The 16834-nt window shown below is 38.6% G+C and carries 16 protein-coding genes; all 16 read right to left on the reverse strand.

The genetic code is table 11. The annotated features are described in order from the left end of the window. Positions 1 to 34: 34 nt before the first annotated feature. On the reverse strand, positions 35 to 895 hold the full coding sequence (gene prmC, locus BFM98_RS07005; RefSeq protein WP_066036938.1) for a peptide chain release factor N(5)-glutamine methyltransferase: 861 nt from the start codon (positions 893 to 895) through the stop codon (positions 35 to 37). Continuing rightward, the gene (prfA, locus tag BFM98_RS07010; protein ID WP_066036939.1) at positions 882 to 1958 is read right to left on the reverse strand and encodes a peptide chain release factor 1; all 1077 of its coding nucleotides are present in this window, start codon (positions 1956 to 1958) and stop codon (positions 882 to 884) included. The genes prmC and prfA overlap by 14 nt, the downstream gene beginning before the upstream one ends. Positions 1959 to 2131: 173 nt before the next feature. Beyond that, the gene (locus BFM98_RS07015) at positions 2132 to 2704 is read right to left on the reverse strand and encodes a thymidine kinase (RefSeq protein WP_048395608.1); all 573 of its coding nucleotides are present in this window, start codon (positions 2702 to 2704) and stop codon (positions 2132 to 2134) included. A gap of 116 nt (positions 2705 to 2820) precedes the next feature. Further along, the gene (gene rpmE, locus BFM98_RS07020; protein WP_004269457.1) at positions 2821 to 3024 is read right to left on the reverse strand and encodes a 50S ribosomal protein L31; all 204 of its coding nucleotides are present in this window, start codon (positions 3022 to 3024) and stop codon (positions 2821 to 2823) included. 203 nt (positions 3025 to 3227) lie between these two features. After that, positions 3228 to 4277 carry an NAD(P)/FAD-dependent oxidoreductase gene (locus BFM98_RS07025; protein WP_054548733.1) on the reverse strand — a complete coding sequence of 350 codons (1050 nt, stop codon included), beginning with the start codon at positions 4275 to 4277 and terminating at the stop codon, positions 3228 to 3230. Positions 4278 to 4400: 123 nt separating this feature from the next. Further along, positions 4401 to 5435 (reverse strand): FecCD family ABC transporter permease, encoded by a 1035-nt coding sequence (locus tag BFM98_RS07030; RefSeq protein ID WP_009371943.1) that lies wholly within the window; start codon positions 5433 to 5435, stop codon positions 4401 to 4403. Continuing rightward, positions 5432 to 6484, reverse strand: coding sequence for a FecCD family ABC transporter permease (locus tag BFM98_RS07035; protein WP_066036940.1), 1053 nt, complete (start codon positions 6482 to 6484; stop codon positions 5432 to 5434). Before BFM98_RS07035 ends, BFM98_RS07030 begins: the two co-directional genes overlap by 4 nt. A 32-nt stretch (positions 6485 to 6516) precedes the next feature. After that, positions 6517 to 7311, reverse strand: a complete 795-nt coding sequence (locus BFM98_RS07040; RefSeq protein ID WP_066036941.1) for an ABC transporter ATP-binding protein — start codon at positions 7309 to 7311, stop codon at positions 6517 to 6519. Positions 7312 to 7348: 37 nt separating this feature from the next. After that, entirely contained in the window at positions 7349 to 9073 is a 1725-nt protein-coding gene (locus tag BFM98_RS07045) for an ABC transporter ATP-binding protein (protein ID WP_066036942.1), read from the reverse strand. Positions 9074 to 9149: 76 nt separating this feature from the next. Continuing rightward, positions 9150 to 9530, reverse strand: coding sequence for a TroA family protein (locus tag BFM98_RS24250; RefSeq protein WP_254660000.1), 381 nt, complete (start codon positions 9528 to 9530; stop codon positions 9150 to 9152). Beyond that, the gene (locus BFM98_RS07050; protein ID WP_254660001.1) at positions 9487 to 11052 is read right to left on the reverse strand and encodes a helix-turn-helix domain-containing protein; all 1566 of its coding nucleotides are present in this window, start codon (positions 11050 to 11052) and stop codon (positions 9487 to 9489) included. Before BFM98_RS07050 ends, BFM98_RS24250 begins: the two co-directional genes overlap by 44 nt. Before the next feature lie 133 nt (positions 11053 to 11185). Then, positions 11186 to 12469, reverse strand: a complete 1284-nt coding sequence (gene rho / locus BFM98_RS07055; protein WP_016992739.1) for a transcription termination factor Rho — start codon at positions 12467 to 12469, stop codon at positions 11186 to 11188. Between the two features lie 223 nt (positions 12470 to 12692). Then, positions 12693 to 13649: a class II fructose-bisphosphatase gene (gene glpX, locus BFM98_RS07060; RefSeq protein ID WP_004269449.1), complete on the reverse strand. Its 957-nt coding sequence runs from the start codon at positions 13647 to 13649 to the stop codon at positions 12693 to 12695. A 94-nt stretch (positions 13650 to 13743) separates the two neighbouring features. After that, positions 13744 to 15030, reverse strand: coding sequence for a UDP-N-acetylglucosamine 1-carboxyvinyltransferase (locus BFM98_RS07065; RefSeq protein ID WP_048395599.1), 1287 nt, complete (start codon positions 15028 to 15030; stop codon positions 13744 to 13746). A gap of 62 nt (positions 15031 to 15092) precedes the next feature. Continuing rightward, a complete protein-coding gene (gene fsa, locus BFM98_RS07070; protein WP_004269447.1) occupies positions 15093 to 15743 on the reverse strand; it encodes a fructose-6-phosphate aldolase in 651 nt (216 codons plus the stop codon). A 149-nt stretch (positions 15744 to 15892) separates the two neighbouring features. Further along, positions 15893 to 16747: a class II fructose-bisphosphate aldolase gene (locus BFM98_RS07075; protein WP_004269446.1), complete on the reverse strand. Its 855-nt coding sequence runs from the start codon at positions 16745 to 16747 to the stop codon at positions 15893 to 15895. Positions 16748 to 16834 lie beyond the last annotated feature (87 nt).

A 16834-nucleotide genomic window follows, 5' to 3' on the forward strand; every position in this document is an offset into this window, starting at 1 on the left:
CCTTGCTCAACATTGTTGGCAAGAATAAGAAACTTTATACATGTAGCTCACAAAAAATCATTCGAGGTTTACCGTTAATATCTTTTTCTACTGAAACTGTCGCCTGTGGAAAACTATCTTGAAAGAATTTGGCTACTTTCTCCCCCTGTGTATAACCAATTTCTAATCCAATCAACGCTGGCCTATTCATATAAGCTGGTAATTGTTCGGCTAATTTTCTATATAAAATAAGACCATCTTCCTCGGCAAAGAGGGCACTATGCGGCTCATGCTCTAGCACAACGCTTGACATTGCTTGTGCCTCATCAAATGCGATATACGGTGGGTTCGATAAAACAATATCAAATTTTTCTCCTGCAAGTGGAGCAGCTAAATCTCCCAATCTAAAATCAATATCTGCCTCTAATTGCTTTGCATTTTTTTGAGCAGTTGCTAGTGCAGCTTCTGATAAATCGGTAGCTATGACCGTTAATGCTGGGCATTCCAGCTTCATTGAAATAGCAATGGCTCCACTACCTGTACCGATATCAGCCAGCTTCAATGTTTGCTTTGTAAATAATTTAGGTAGTCGATTAATTGTTCCAAGCACCAATTCCTCTGTTTCAGGTCGTGGTATTAAGACAGATTCATCGACTAAGAATGAACGGCCATAAAACTCCTCATACCCAACACAGTATTGGACAGGGCGTCCATTGACATGTTCTTCTATGAGCTCATTAAATCTCATTTGCTGCGCTGCTGTTAATTCATCTTGCAAATGCAGCATAACTTCTCCATAACTAGTACCAAGCACATGTTGCATAACAATCCGCGCTACTGTTTGTTCACAACCATTATCCACTAAAAAAGAAGAAGCCCACTCAAGGGCCTCCATCACATTTTTATAAGTCATCATTTAAACGCTCTAACTTCGATGCTTGTTCTTCTAAAATAAGAGCATCGATAATCTCGTCTAGTCTGCCTTCAACGATTTGATCTAGCTTTTGAATCGTTAAGCCGATACGGTGGTCGGTTACGCGGTTTTGTGGATAATTGTATGTGCGAATTCGCTCAGAGCGGTCACCAGATCCAACAGCTGATTTACGTGTAGCATCAATCTCTTTTTGCGCTTCCTGCATATACATATCTGCAACACGAGCACGAAGAATTTTCATTGCTTTTTCACGGTTTTTAATTTGTGAACGTTCATCCTGCATCGAAACCACAACACCTGTCGGTAAATGGGTCATACGAACAGCAGACATTGTTGTATTTACAGATTGACCACCCGCACCAGAAGATGCGAATGTATCTACACGGATATCTTTTTCATGGATTTCAACATCTACTTCCTCAACCTCAGGTAAGCAAGCAACTGTTGCTGTTGATGTATGAATTCGGCCTTGTGATTCTGTAGCAGGGACACGTTGTACACGGTGTGCGCCATTTTCAAATTTGAATTTTGAATAGGCTCCTTGTCCATTAATCATAAAGATTACCTCTTTATAGCCGCCCATTGGGTTTGGTGTAGCTTCCATAATATCAATTTTCCAGCCTTGCGTTTCTGCATAGCGAGAATACATACGGAACAAGTCACCTGCAAAAATATTAGCCTCGTCACCACCAGCTGCCCCACGGATTTCCATAATAACGTTTTTATTATCATTCGGATCTTTTGGAATTAATAAAATACGTAATCGCTCTTCTAGCTCTTCCTGCTGTACTTTTAATAGGTTAAATTCTTCCTTTACCATTTCGTGCATATCAGGATCTTTTTCGCTATCTAACATTTCTCGTGTATCTACTAGCTGTTCTTTAACACTTTTATATTCACGATAAGTATCTACTGTCTCTTGGATATCTGATTGTTCCTTAGAATATTCGCGTAATTTCTTACTATCATTAACAATATCCGGATCGCTCAAAAGCTCAGTAAGCCTTTCATAACGATCTTCCACTGCTTGTAATCGATCAAACATGGATTTCACCTCTATTTAGTTTTTTAAATTGCTCCTTTTTTACAGAGAAGCCGCTTTCATCAAAATTACGCTAAGGCGTAATCGTTTTTTCATTTCTTATTTCCACTACTTAGTATAAGGAAATTTTCACATGTATGCTACTTTTTCTTAGCGCTTTAACAAGCTACTTAGCTTTAAAGCGGTGGATTTGCATGACATTTTCGGCAAACAGGATAATACGAATCATTGCCACCGATTTGAATTTGATCTCCTGTGTAAACTGGCTTTCCACTTTCATCTACTCGCAAATTCATTGTTGCTTTTTTATGACAGAACCAGCAAATTGTTTTCATTTCCTCAATTTTATCTGCATATGTAAGCATGTACTGGCTTCCTTCAAATAGCTCATTTTGAAAATCATTTTTTAAACCAAAGCCCATTACGGGAATGTCCAATTTATCCACAATGTTAGCTAGCTGTAAAACATGTGCTTTTTTTAGAAATTGAACTTCATCCACAAGCACACAATAAGGTTTGACAGCATTAGTTTTCACTATTTCAAAAATATTTGTATCTTCATAAACAGGAATGGCTTGTTGTCGTAAACCTACTCGACTGGAAACGAAGCCCACCTCATCACGCGTATCTAGACCTGAAGTAAACATCATTACAGGTTTTTGTTGTTCTTCATAATTATGGGCAACTTTTAGAATTTCTATTGACTTTCCACTATTCATTGCACCATGTTTAAAATATAGCTGTGCCATTTTGTCTTCTCCCTTTCTTTGTGTCAATCTGGATTTTGAAAAGACTTGCATCAACGTGTATTATTTACTGAAAAAAATACCTGCCAAGCGCATGCTTGGCAGGTATTAAACTAACATTAGTTTTTAAGACCGTATTTTTTGTTGAAACGATCCACGCGACCATCAGCAGACGCGAATTTTTGACGGCCAGTGTAGAATGGGTGACATTCGTTGCAGAACTCGACAACGATGTTTTCTTTTACTGAACCAGTTTTGAAAGTGTTCCCACAAGAGCAAGTTACTGTTGCTTCTTTGTAGTCTGGATGAATTCCTTGTTTCATATTCGTTTTCTCCTCTCGCCCTGAACCATCTGGAACAGAGTATTATCGAACTGTACCTTACATAGCCCGAATATGTCGACTACAAAAGTTGTGTCGAAGTGGAACGTCAGCTACATATGTACACGTTGCATACTTTTGAAGTATAGCATAGACATTTTATCATTTTCAAGTAAAAAATATTAAAAGCAAACCATCCCTAATACCTAACCGCGAACTTCACGATAATCATTGTCTACTAACCCAATTTTCTCATTTCGTTCTTTAAAGCGAATATTATGTGAAGATACATAGGCTACTTTCGGTGCATCTGGCTCCAAGTATAGTTTTGCACTATTTAATGCTAGTATTCCATCAGTAAATGCACCAGCTATTAATCTAACTTTACTAGGATGATCAATAAAATCACCAGCTCCATAGATACCCGCTACGTTCGTTTCCCGATTCTCATTAACAATTGCTACGCCATCCTGAATATTTAATCCCCATTCTTCAAGCGCACCGTAATCGCATTTTAAACCATGATTTACAATGACAGCATCTACCTTTACTCGTTCCAATTCATCGGTATCTTTATTAACAATAGATACATATTGAATTAAATCACCGTCCCCATGCAATTGAACCACTTCATAGGGCGTTTTTACATGAACTAAGGATTCTTTCATACGTAAGACATTTTTTTCATGTCCACCAAAATCATCTCGCCGATGAACAATCGTGACGCTTGCGGCAATTGACTCTAGCTCATTAGCCCAATCAACCGCAGAATTACCACCACCTGAAATTAACACATGCTTGTCTCGGAAGATTTCTAATTCCTGAACTGTATAATGTAAATTCGTTACTTCGTAGCGATCCGCTCCTTCAATTTCAAGCTTTTGCATAGAAAGGACGCCATAGCCTACTGCTAAAATAACCGTTTTGGAATAATGCTTTTCTCCTGTAGAGGATGTTAAAATAAATGTTCCATCCTGTTGCTTATCTAACTTTTCCACTTTTTGATTTAAGACAATCGTTGGATCAAAGGTTTCAGCTTGCTCCACAAGTTGTTTAATAAGCTGACCACCTAAAATAGGTGTTACTCCACCTACATCCCAAATCATTTTTTCAGGATATATTAACATACGACCACCTAGTTGTGAGCTATACTCGATAATTTTCGTTTTTAAATCTCGCATTCCACTATAAAAGGCAGTATAAAGCCCTGCTGGACCACCGCCAACAATCGTTACATCATATAGTTCCTCTGACATTTCCTCTTCTCCATCCCCTTCTAATCTATTCAAACGTAAATTATTTGACAAGAATTAATCTAATAACCGTCTATTCTTTCCCCTCATGGTAATACTATTCACACACAAAGGAAAAAGTGCCATTTACTCTTTTAATCGTGCTAGTAAATACAAGAAATAAGGTGCTCCTAAAACTGCTACCACAATCCCTGCTGGAATTTCTGAAGGTTCTAAAATGGAACGACCGATTGTATCAGCCATTAACACTAAGAAACCTCCTAATAATGCTGCGGTTGGCAATAAAAACTGGTGTTTAGCCCCAACAAGCTGTCGAGCTAAGTGTGGCGCAACAAGGCCAACGAAACCAATTCCACCACTTACTGAAACACTAGCTCCAGCCAAACCAACAGCAGCAGCCAACAACCAGCGTCGCTCTTTTTCTATCGAGGCACCTAGTCCTACTGCTGTTAATTCACCTAAATTCAATATGTTTAATACACGTGATTTTGAATAGACGAATGGCAATAAGATAACTAACCATGGTAATAACGACAGAACAAATCTCCAATTTGAGCCCCAAATGCTACCTGCTAGCCATGTTGCTACAAATTGATAATTCTCTGGCGATAGACGTAGTGTTAGCACAATCATAGCGGAGCTAATCCCTGCTGCCACAGCTACCCCAGTTAAGATTAAACGCATTGGTGTAATCCCCTCATGGCGTCGATAAGAAAGTGAATAAATCAGTACAGCTGTCAAACCTGCTCCTACAAAAGCCAGTATAGGCAGTAAATAAACAGGTGCTGCTTTCGTAGTTGGGAAAAATGACACATAGAGCATAACCGCTAGTCCTGCTCCCGCATTAATCCCTAAGATTCCTGGGTCTGCTAAGGCATTTTTAGAAATGCCCTGTAAAATAGCGCCTGATATAGCTAACCCCATACCTACTAATACAGCAATCACAATTCTTGGAAGTCTGAATTCATATAAGATAAGCTGCTGTTGTGCATCACCTTGACCAAAAAGAGTCCGAAGAACCTCCATTGGTGTCAGTTTAATGACACCTGTATTCATACTTATGACAAAGGTAATAACGATTAACACAATGAGCGTAGCAAGGATGGAAAAATGTTTCCTTTTCGCCTTTAGCTGACTTGGTGTTAAATAGCTGTTACTCATAGTTCTTTCCCTCCTTTTCGAGCTAAATAAAGGAAGAATGGTACTCCAATAAAGGCTATGAGCGCACCAATGGGTGTTTCATATGGTGGATTAATAACACGTGCTACTAAATCAGCTAACACAACAAGCAATGCTCCATATACCAAAGAACAAGCGATGATCCAGCGATAATCATGACCAACTATGTATCTGGTTAAATGAGGGATAATTAACCCTACAAAACCAACCGCACCGACAACAGAAACTGCTGCACCCGCTAAAACTAAAACAATGATCATTCCCCATACTTTTACCATCGCAGTACGTTGCCCTAGCCCGACTGCAATTTCTTCACCTAAGCTCAGTACGGTGATGGAGCGTGATAGGATTAGAGCTCCTATCATCGCAACAAGTATCCATGGAGATAAGATTTGTAGATGGCTCCATTTTGTGCCCGAAACCCCACCCGCATACCAAAATGCGAGGTCTTGTCCGATACGAAAATAAAGAGCAATTCCTTCTCCGAGCGCCCCAAGTAACGCACTAACAGCAGCTCCTGCTAAAACTAGTCGCATCGGTGTTAAGCCACCTTTAGAAAGCGAGCCAATACCATAAACGATGGCCACACCAAGACCTGCACCTACAAAGGACCATAAAATTAAATACATATAAGGTAGCCCAGGGAAAAAGGCAAAACATACGGCTAACATAAAAGCAGCTCCTGAGTTCAAGCCTAATAACCCTGAGTCTGCTAAGGGGTTACGTGTCATCCCCTGCATAATCGCACCCGCTACCGCAAAGCTTGCACCGACTAATGCTGCTCCAAGTACCCGTGGTAAGCGAATATCATGGATAATTTGATGTGTTGTTAATTCTGGTGAAAAATGAGTAATTGCTGTCCAAACAGTACCCAATGAAATATCTGCTGCACCAAAAGAAATTGATAAGCCAATGGCAACTATTAATCCAATTACTCCTACGATTAAAGCCACTACTCCACGGATCGGATGAGATCGCTTCTGTAGCTCTTCTAAATCGTGGAGCTCTCCTACTCCTGTCGACGTAGTCATTTTATTTCCTCCTCATAACTTCCAACTAGCTTTTATTTTTTCATATCGTACAGCTGATAAGATAGGCAGATTGGATTTTCACTATAGGGACATACAGCCATTTCTGCATCGATATTAAATACCCTTTGTAAATTTTCTTTTGTCATCACTTCTTTTGGACTGCCATTCACCATTAAATTGCCATCTCTCATGGCCATCATAAAATGAGAGAACCGTGATGCATGATTTAAATCATGTAAAACCATGATAATTGTTCGCCCTTCTTCCTTATTTAGTTTTTGTAGCAACAATAAAATATCGAGCTGATGTGCTAAATCTAAATAAGTTGTTGGTTCATCCAGTACTAAAATATCCGTGCCTTGCGCCAATGCCATGGCAATCCATACTCGCTGACGCTGACCACCTGATAATGCTTCGATTGGCCGATCACTAAATTCTCTTAGCCCCGTAACATCTATAGCCCAATGGATATATTCATAGTCTTCCTTTTGCAATGTACCAAACCCTACTTGATGAGGAAAACGACCATAGGATACCAGCTCAAAAACCGTTAATCCTCCTGGTGCTGTTGCTGTTTGAGGTAAAATAGCCATTCTTTTGGCCACTTCTTTTGTTTTTAATTGATGTATAGCTTTGCCATCTAAATAGACAGCTCCATTTTGCGTGCGTAATACACGTGCAACAGCCTTTAATAAAGTAGACTTGCCACAACCATTTGGACCAATAATCGTGGAGATCTGGCCTTTCGGAATCTCCACACTTAAATCATTGACGATGAGCGCTGAGGAATAACCAATCGCAACATGATCTATTTCAAGTACTGACATCTTTAACTTCCTTTCACTTTTGAGAATGCTATTACTTTTAAATTTGTAAACCAAATTGGGCTGTATACAAGCCATAGTAAGCATTTTGGCGTTTCATTAATTGCTCATGTGTGCCTTCTTCAATAATGCCCTTTTTCGATACCACAACAATTCTGTCTGCATCCTTAATCGTTGCTAAACGGTGGGCAATCACTAATGTAGTACGACCGATAGAAAGCTCGTTTAAGGCTTGCTGGATAGCTTGTTCTGTTTCTGTATCCAATGCAGATGTTGCTTCATCTAGTATTAAGATTTTGGGATTTTTCAAGAAAATACGTGCAATTGATAATCTTTGTTTTTGTCCACCTGATAATTTGACACCACGTTCACCTATGAGAGTATCCATGCCTTCTGGTAAAGCATTAATTACATCCGTCAGTTGTGCTCGTTGTGCGGCATACCAAATATCTTCTTCACTGGCATTTAAATCACCATAGGCTATGTTTTCACGAATGGTACCATCGAATAAAAAGACATCTTGCTGGACAATCCCGATATGCGAACGTAAAGATTGTAGTTTAAAATCTCGTATATCAACACCATCAATCTTAATGGAACCCTCATTCACCTCATAAAAACGTGGCAATAGGCTACAGATGGTAGATTTCCCTGCACCTGAAGGGCCTACTAAGGCAACCGTTTCACCAGGACGTACCTTTAAATTAATTTGATGTAAGGCATGATTATTGGCAGCGTAGCCAAACGATACATTAGAAAAAGTAATTTCACCATCAATTTCATCGATTGTTTTCGCTTCTGGACGGTCCGCAATTTCGGGCTCCGTTTCGAGGAATTCAATATAGCGCCTAAATCCTGCCATGCCCTTAGGATAGCTTTCTATAAACATATTGATTTTGTTAATTGGGCCTAAGAGAATACCTGAAAGTAAAATAAATGCGATAAAATCGCCATTTGTTAAATGCCCATTTAATACAAAATAAGCCCCAACAAATAAAGTAAAGAGTGATAATACCTTCGTGAGTATGCCTGAAATAGCTTCATTCCAAGCCATTACTTTATAGGAAAACAGCTTTGTCATACGGAATCTTTCATTATTTACTTTAAAGCGTTTAATCTCATGATCTTCATTTGTAAAAGCTTGTACAACACGAATACCACTTACATTGTTTTCAACACGTGCATTAAAATCTGCAATATCTCCAAACATTTGACGGAATGCCTTGGACATTAATTTCCCGAAAATAATGGTTAAGATTAAGATAATCGGAACAAGTAAGAAAATAAGAATCGTAAAGGTTGGATCAATATAGTACATGACACCAAATGTTCCAATAATCGTCATCGCTGCAATAAAGATATCCTCTGGACCATGGTGAGCAAGTTCACCAATATCCATCAAATCATTTGTTAAACGAGAAACAAGATGCCCTGTTTTGTTGTTATCAAAATATCTAAAGGATAGCTTTTGTACATGGCTGAAGGATTCTTTTCTCATATCCGTCTCAATATTAATGCCCAGCATATGTCCCCAATATGAAACGATAAAATGAAGAATGGAGTTAAAAATGTATAATCCAAACAGCAATAAACTCGCCATAATAATCCATTTCAATTCCCCATCTGGCAGAATATCGTCAATTACTTTATTTAACACAATCGGAAACGCAAGCTCTATTAGTGCCACTAATATGGCACAGCTAAAATCTAAAATAAATAAGCCTTTATAGGGCTTATAATATGAAAAAAATCGCCGTAATAACATGGTGTAGCCTCCTATCGTGATCTCGTTTTACGTATCTATAAATGAGCTATCTACAATAGCTCTCCTGTTATCTCAGTTATTGTTGATGAGCCTTTGTAAATTCAACTATTTTGTCAGCTAGTTCTTCAGCTTGGTGTAAGCCAGAAAGCGGATCAGAAGCAAAATAATATTCAGATGGAAGCTCTAATACTTGATTACTTTTAACGACATCTAAGTTTGTCCATGTTGCTGGCAACTGGCCATCTTTGTTAAAGAAATTAATCATGAAGTTATAGTCACCTACATAGTTACCTACTACCTCATAGGAAATCTCATAGCGTCCATTATTTCCTTCCTTTGTATCAAACAGCTCCTGCACCTTTTCTTGAGGCTGCATCCCTAAAATTTGATAGAGCGCTCGACCGCCCGATACACTAGATTTCCCTATAATCGTTGCATTTTTTTTCAAACATTTCATAAATAGTAAATGTAGATCCTTTTGGAATCACATCCATGATTTTTTCTTTAGCTTTTGCGATCCGATCTTCAAATTCTTTTGTAAAGGCCTTAGCCTCTTCTTGTCTTCCTAAGTAATTCCCCATTGCCTTAATCTCCTCAATCGCTGATTGATGGGCATCTTCAGCGAAGACAATTGTCGGGGCAATTTTTTCATATTTCGCTACATCTTCAATATTCCAAGTAATAATCAAGTCTGGCTTTAACTCTAAAACTTTTTCTAATGACACCTTACCATCTGTACCAATATTCGTAATTTCACCATCCTTATAGTGTTGCTTTAAGAAAGCAGCATAATCAAGGTTAGCCGTTACGCCTCCAACTGGTACAACATCTAACGCTAAAATTTGCCCCAGATACCAATCAGTTACGACTCTCTCTGCCTGCATTGGAATTTCTACTTCGCGTCCACTATCATCTGTTACGGTTCTAGTCTCTGCCTTCTCGGGCGAAGTTGGTTCATCAACCTTAGATTGGCTTGTCTCTTCATTACACGCTGCCAGTAAAACGAACAGGCTTAATAAAAAAGGTAGCTTTATATGGTGAATCATCTTCTTCATCATGATTTCATTTTCTCCATTCTCAAATCGTTTTGCTTGCGCGAGCTGATTATTATTGTATTGAAAATGATTCTCATTTGTAATGGCAATTTCGGACATATTAGATGCATATTTCAGCCTAAAGCTACTTGGAGCCAGTTTTGTTGCTTTTTTAAAAGCACGGCTAAAATAATATTCATCTTCAAATCCAAGAGATATGGCAATTTCTTTTATGCCATATTGATTGGTTAATAAATACTGCTTAGCCTGCTCTATTCTTAATTGTTGTAAATATATTTGTGGACCTATTTCATAGCGAGCTTTAAAGATGCGTAATAAATGTCGTGTACTAATCTGAAGCATATCTGCTAATGTCTGGATAGATAATGGTTGATGAATGTGTTGTTTTATAAATAATCGTGCGGCTTCTGCCTTATCAATTTCATGTGGTTTCCCTTGTCCTTCTGCTAATTCTCGAAAGACATGATAGATAAGCTCATAGAAGGATGCCCTTACAGATAAATGCTCCTGTATAGAGCCAGATTGCCATTTGCTATACATATCCTGAAGGATGCTGTGAATGACTATCGGATTTGCGGGTACACAAGAGAAATGTGTTTGGAATGGTTGATAGTGCATGTGCAAATGCTGCATAAAGGCATCTTTGTACATGACATCTCCTTTATAGCTAATGAGAAAATAGCTAACACTCTGCTGTGCCCTAATGTGAAGAGATTGAGATTTACCTAGATGAAAAATACTGAAGCGCTGCACATGATAAGATTGATCATCAATGACAATCTGTGCACCGCCTGCTGTGACAATAAGAAACGAGCTATATGTTAAAACCTTTGACACATGAATGTCTGATTTATTTATGTAATCGATTTGCTTCAACTGGATAAATGCATTTTGCCAAAGAAGCATATAGGCATCATAATTCATCTTCGTCTCCTTCAGAACACATATTTACTTACCATTATATTGATAATGATTATCAATTTCAATATACATTTATAAAATAAACATATACAAAAAAAATCACCACTGACAATTTGATTGTCAATGGTGATGCCCTTTATAAAAGTCCCTTACCCTTTGTTGCTTTTTTCATATCTTCGTTTAGCTTTTCAAAAAATTCTTCATTTGATTTTGTTGTACGTATTTTTTTCAGGAAGCGCTCTGCAAAATCAGGTGCATCAGAAAACGTTTTACGAATTGCCCATAGCTTTTCAAGTTGTTCTGGTTCCAGAAGAAGCTCTTCTTTACGTGTACCCGAACGACGAATGTCAAGCGCAGGGAATATACGGCGTTCCGCTAACTGACGATCAAGATGAAGCTCTAAGTTCCCTGTTCCCTTAAATTCTTCATAGATAACTTCATCCATACGAGAACCTGTATCTACTAAAGCCGTCGCTAAAATTGTTAAACTACCGCCTTCTTCAATATTACGAGCCGAACCAAAGAAACGTTTCGGTCTATGGAATGCAGCAGGATCAATACCACCAGATAGTGTACGTCCACTTGGTGGAATTACTAAGTTATAAGCACGAGCTAAACGTGTAATAGAGTCCATTAAAATAATTACATCACGTTTATGTTCCACTAAACGTCGTGCGCGTTCTAATACTATTTCAGCCACTTTGACGTGGTTCTCAGGTACTTCATCAAATGTTGAGCTGACAACATCTGCATTGACAGAACGTTCAATATCTGTCACTTCCTCAGGTCGTTCATCAATCAATAGGACAATTAACTCCGCTTGCGGATGATTGGTTGTAATAGCGTTCGCAATCTCTTTTAATAAAGACGTTTTCCCTGCCTTTGGCGGAGCTACAATTAATCCACGTTGTCCAAAGCCTACTGGTGCCACTAAATCCATTATACGTGTGGATAAATTGCGTTGTGTTGTTTCTAGTTTAATTTGTCGATTTGGATATAAAGGTGTTAGTGCTGGGAAATGAACTCGTTCTTTCGCTACTTCAGGATCTTCGCCATTGACAGCATCTACTTGTAATAGGCCATAATAGCGCTCATTTTCCTTCGGTGGACGCACCTTTCCTGACACCTTGTCCCCATTACGCAAATCAAAGCGACGGATTTGGGATGCAGAAATATAAATATCTTCTTTACTTGGTGAGTAGTTGATTGGTCGAAGGAAGCCGAAGCCCTCTTGCGAAACAATTTCTAGTACGCCTTCCATAAAGAAATAGCCCTCTTGCTCTGAACGCGTTTTCAAAATAGCAAATATCAATTCTTTTTTCGTTAGCTTGCTATAATAAGAAATTTTATATTGGCGTGCAAGGGCGTAAAGCTCTTTTAACGTCATGTTTTCTAATTGAGCGATTGTCAATGCAGACATATGCACAACTCCAGTCTTTTTCAAAATATAATTCAATTTAATGGGGTTATCATTGAAGTTTACGATTGGCTCTGCTAACGCTTATATGGTTGCCTTTAATAATATCTATTGAAATACTTCCACCATATAACTAAACATTGCCTTAAAAATATGGGATGGTTATTTAAAGAAGAAGGTACCTAGCACAATAGATGTACTAGGTATATTTTAGAAGAAAATAACATTAATATCTAGGTTTTTTCTCAAGAGCGTGACGGCCTTCAACAAAGCGAACCGTACCAGATTTAGCACGCATAACTACTGAATGAGTTAAGGCATAAGCACCTTTATATTGAACACCCTTTAAAAGCTCGCAATCTGTTACTGCTGTCGCTGCAAAAATAGCATCGTCACCTTTTACTAGGTCATCTAAATAAAGAACTTTTTCAACATCAACACCCATTTTTGTGCAGCGTTCTAATTGCTCTTCATCTTCTGGTACTAGTTTTGCTTGGAAGTCACCACCAAGGCATTTTAAAGCTACTGCTGCTATAACACCCTCAGGTGCACCACCTGTTCCAAACATAATATCAATGCCTGTTTCATCAAAAGCCGTATTGATTGCTGCACCAACATCGCCATCTTGAATAAATTTAATACGTGCACCAGCCTCACGAATTTCATCAACAATCGCTTGGTGACGTGGTCGATCTAAAAGAGTAGCTACAACATCAGAAATATCTTTATTTTTAGCTTTTGCTACTTGTAATAAGTTATAAGTGACGGAAGCATTGATATCCACTTTGCCCGCCGCTTCTGGTCCTACAGCAATTTTCTCCATGTACATATCTGGTGCATTTAACAGATTCCCTTTATCTGCAATAGCAAGAACTGTCATAGCACCATTTGTACCTTTTGCTACAATGTTTGTACCTTCTAAAGGATCTACTGCAATATCTACTTTAGGACCACCATTTCGTAAACCAAGTTCTTCACCAATATAAAGCATTGGTGCTTCATCCATTTCGCCTTCACCAATTACTACTGTAGCATGCATTGGAATTGTATCGAACATTTTGCGCATCGCTGTTGTTGCTGCATCGTCTGCCTCAATTTTCAAACCGCGCCCCATCCATTTCCCGGATGCGATTGCTGCTGCTTCTGTTACTCGTACTACTTCCATCGATAAACTACGTTCCATTGTTGCTTTGCCTCCCGTTATGGGCACCTTTTCGTGCCAAAACATTCAAATTACCTCTATTGTAACATAATTGGTTGAAAACTTTTAGCTCTCATTATTCCTTTGTCTCAGCTACACGTGCCACAATTGTTTCACGTCGAATATCAGCGCCTAAATCACGTAATTTCTCAATAAGTGAGCTATAGCCACGTTCGATATGATAGATATCCTGAATCTCAGTTTCTCCTTCTGCTAAGAGTCCAGCTAACACTAAAGCTGCTCCAGCACGAAGATCTGTAGCTGTGACAGTTGAGCCATGTAATCTACTCGGCCCTTTAATAATTGCTGTGTTTCCTTCTACACGAGCATCTGCATTCATACGACGAAGCTCATCAATATGCTTGAAACGAGCTGTGTAAATAGTATCTGTTACTTTTGAGGAACCGAATGCTTGTGACATTAACACGGCAAGCGGTTGTTGAATATCCGTTGGGAATCCAGGGTATACCAATGTTTTGACATCCACTGCCTGTAATGTTGAGAGGTCTGTTTTTGGTACATAAATACTTTCTTCACCAATCTCAATTTTCACACCCATTTCACGAAGCTTGGCGATAATTGCTTCTAAGTGAAGTGGAATAACGTTATCGATTGTTATACCATCACCAACTGCTGCAGCCATAATCAAAAATGTAGAGGCCTCAATGCGATCAGGTATAATCGTATGTTCAGTACCATGTAGCTCTTCTACGCCTTCGATACGAATGACACTTGTACCTGCACCTTTAATATTGGCACCCATATTTGTTAGAAGTGTCGCCACATCAATTATCTCAGGTTCTTTTGCAGCATTTTCAATGACAGTACGTCCCTTAGCAAGGACAGCAGCAAGCATGATATTAATCGTAGCCCCAACACTTGCCACATCTAAATAAATTTTTGCCCCTATCAATTCATCTGCACGTAAATAAATGGCTCCGTGTTCATTAGTAATTTTAGCTCCTAAAGCCTCAAAGCCCTTTATATGTTGATCAATAGGTCGAGGTCCTAAAAAACAGCCTCCAGGTAAACCAATAACTGCTTTTTTGAAACGTCCAAGCATAGCCCCCATTAAATAATAAGAAGCACGTAACTTTTTAACGTTGCCGTTTGGTAAGGGCAATGCAATCATCTCTGTTGGATCGATTGTCATTTTCCCATTCTCAAATGAAACTTCTCCACCAATTTCCTCTAGTAGAGCCTTTAACGTCCAAGCATCTGAAATTTCGGGTATCCCTCCAATAGTCACTGGAGAGTTCGCCAAAATTGATGCAGGAATTAAGGCGACTGCACTATTTTTTGCGCCACTAACTTTAATTGTACCTTGTAGACGATTTTCGCCAGTAATTTTATAAACATCCATTTTGCGTTCTCCCTCATGATTGGAAAGTAGTATTTTTGCAATTTGCACACTTTATAATCTTATTATTCGCCTTTTCTCTTATTCCAATCCGCTAAAAATCCTTCAATTCCTTTTTCAGTTAATGGATGGTGGAAAAGCTGCTTTAATACTTTAAACGGAGTAGTTGAAATATGTGCACCTGCTAAAGCCGCTGCTGTAACGTGTTGCGGGTGACGGACAGAGGCAGCGATAATTTGTGTATCGATATTATGGATTGTAAAAATATCTGCAATTGTTTCAATTAACTCAACACCATTTTGACCAATGTCATCTAAACGGCCGATAAATGGTGATACGTATGTAGCACCTGCACGCGCAGCCATTAATGCTTGGTTAGCACTAAAAATTAATGTCACGTTTGTTTTAATTCCTTTGTTTGCAAAGAATCGGCATGCCTCTAATCCAGCTGGTGTCATAGGAAGCTTTACTGTGATGTTTGGCGCAATCGCAGCTAATTCCAAACCTTCTTTAATCATACCTTCTGCATCAAGTGCAATAACTTCCCCACTTACAGAGCCATCAACAAGCTCAGCGATTTCGCGAAGACGATCATGGAAAGAAACATTCTCTTCTTTAGCCACTAACGATGGGTTTGTCGTTACTCCTGATAAAATACCCCATGCATGTGCCTCTTTAATCTCTTCAAAGTTTGCTGTATCAATGAAAAATTTCATATTATTTCCTCCTGATCATTTTTCTTATATTATTAAATATTTTCCAAAATTTCTTTATTTCAAAAACAAGAGAAGGTCGATTGAAAGCATCAACACTTCTCTTATTATGTGTATTTATCTATGCTTTTGTAACATATTAAATGCAAAAATTATGCTTTTTGTGCACTTCCAAATTCACGAATTTTACCAATAACCGTAGCTTTGATGGCTTCACGTGCTGGACCAAGGAATTTACGTGGGTCGTAAACAACTTTGTCGTTGTCCAGAATTTCACGAATTACTTTTGTTGCTTCAATTTGATTTTCAGTATTGACGTTAATTTTAGCCGTACCTAACGAAATAGAACGTTGGATATCTTTTGTTGGGATACCTGTACCACCATGTAAAACAAGTGGAAGGTCTGCCAATTTAGAGATCTCCTCCATTTCTTTAAAGCCTAAGTTTGGCTCTCCTTTGTAAGGACCGTGTACAGAGCCAAGTGCTGGCGCTAAGCAGTCAATGTCAGTTAGTTCAACCATTTTGCGACATTCTTCTGGATCAGCGTAAATAATACCACCGATTACGCCATCTTCATCTCCACCAACAGTTCCTAATTCTGCTTCCACAGAAACACCTTTAGCATGTGCGTATTCTACTACTTCTGAAGTAATTTTCACATTTTCCTCAAATGGGTGATGTGATGCATCAATCATCACGGAAGTAAAGCCTGCATCAATTGCTTCTTTACATTTTGCAAAGCTAGAACCATGGTCAAGGTGAATTGCTACAGGAACTGTAGTACCGTAAGATTCCATTAAACCTTTTACCATATGAACAACAGAAATAAATCCGCCCATATATTTACCTGCGCCTTCAGAAACACCAAGAATCACTGGAGACTTTTCTTCTTCAGCTGCTTGTAAAATTGCCTGAGTCCATTCAAGGTTATTAATGTTGAATTGACCAACAGCATAACCTTCTGCTTTTGCTTTAATTAACATCTCTTTCATAGATACTAATGCCATACTAAAAATCCTCCTCATAGGACTATTCTTTCTACATAAACATGCTCCTCAATCATAGCAAAAATAATAGCCCCTGAAAAGCAGGGG

Source organism: Lysinibacillus sp. AR18-8 (assembly GCF_001705465.1).
GTDB lineage: Bacteria > Bacillota > Bacilli > Bacillales_A > Planococcaceae > Lysinibacillus > Lysinibacillus capsici.

Coding starts and splice junctions, on each gene's coding strand:
- BFM98_RS07030 (WP_009371943.1), bottom strand. CDS start 5,435: ATGAGTAACAGCTATTTAACACCAAGTCAGCTAAAGGCGAAAAGGAAA.
- BFM98_RS07075 (WP_004269446.1), bottom strand. CDS start 16,747: ATGGCATTAGTATCTATGAAAGAGATGTTAATTAAAGCAAAAGCAGAA.
- BFM98_RS24250 (WP_254660000.1), bottom strand. CDS start 9,530: ATGAAATGTTTGAAAAAAAATGCAACGATTATAGGGAAATCTAGTGTA.
- BFM98_RS07015 (WP_048395608.1), bottom strand. CDS start 2,704: ATGGCACAGCTATATTTTAAACATGGTGCAATGAATAGTGGAAAGTCA.
- BFM98_RS07065 (WP_048395599.1), bottom strand. CDS start 15,030: ATGGATGTTTATAAAATTACTGGCGAAAATCGTCTACAAGGTACAATT.
- BFM98_RS07050 (WP_254660001.1), bottom strand. CDS start 11,052: ATGAATTATGATGCCTATATGCTTCTTTGGCAAAATGCATTTATCCAG.
- fsa (WP_004269447.1), bottom strand. CDS start 15,743: ATGAAATTTTTCATTGATACAGCAAACTTTGAAGAGATTAAAGAGGCA.
- BFM98_RS07025 (WP_054548733.1), bottom strand. CDS start 4,277: ATGTCAGAGGAACTATATGATGTAACGATTGTTGGCGGTGGTCCAGCA.
- BFM98_RS07035 (WP_066036940.1), bottom strand. CDS start 6,484: ATGACTACGTCGACAGGAGTAGGAGAGCTCCACGATTTAGAAGAGCTA.
- rpmE (WP_004269457.1), bottom strand. CDS start 3,024: ATGAAACAAGGAATTCATCCAGACTACAAAGAAGCAACAGTAACTTGC.
- BFM98_RS07040 (WP_066036941.1), bottom strand. CDS start 7,311: ATGTCAGTACTTGAAATAGATCATGTTGCGATTGGTTATTCCTCAGCG.
- rho (WP_016992739.1), bottom strand. CDS start 12,469: ATGTCTGCATTGACAATCGCTCAATTAGAAAACATGACGTTAAAAGAG.
- prmC (WP_066036938.1), bottom strand. CDS start 895: ATGATGACTTATAAAAATGTGATGGAGGCCCTTGAGTGGGCTTCTTCT.
- glpX (WP_004269449.1), bottom strand. CDS start 13,649: ATGGAACGTAGTTTATCGATGGAAGTAGTACGAGTAACAGAAGCAGCA.
- prfA (WP_066036939.1), bottom strand. CDS start 1,958: ATGTTTGATCGATTACAAGCAGTGGAAGATCGTTATGAAAGGCTTACT.
- BFM98_RS07045 (WP_066036942.1), bottom strand. CDS start 9,073: ATGTTATTACGGCGATTTTTTTCATATTATAAGCCCTATAAAGGCTTA.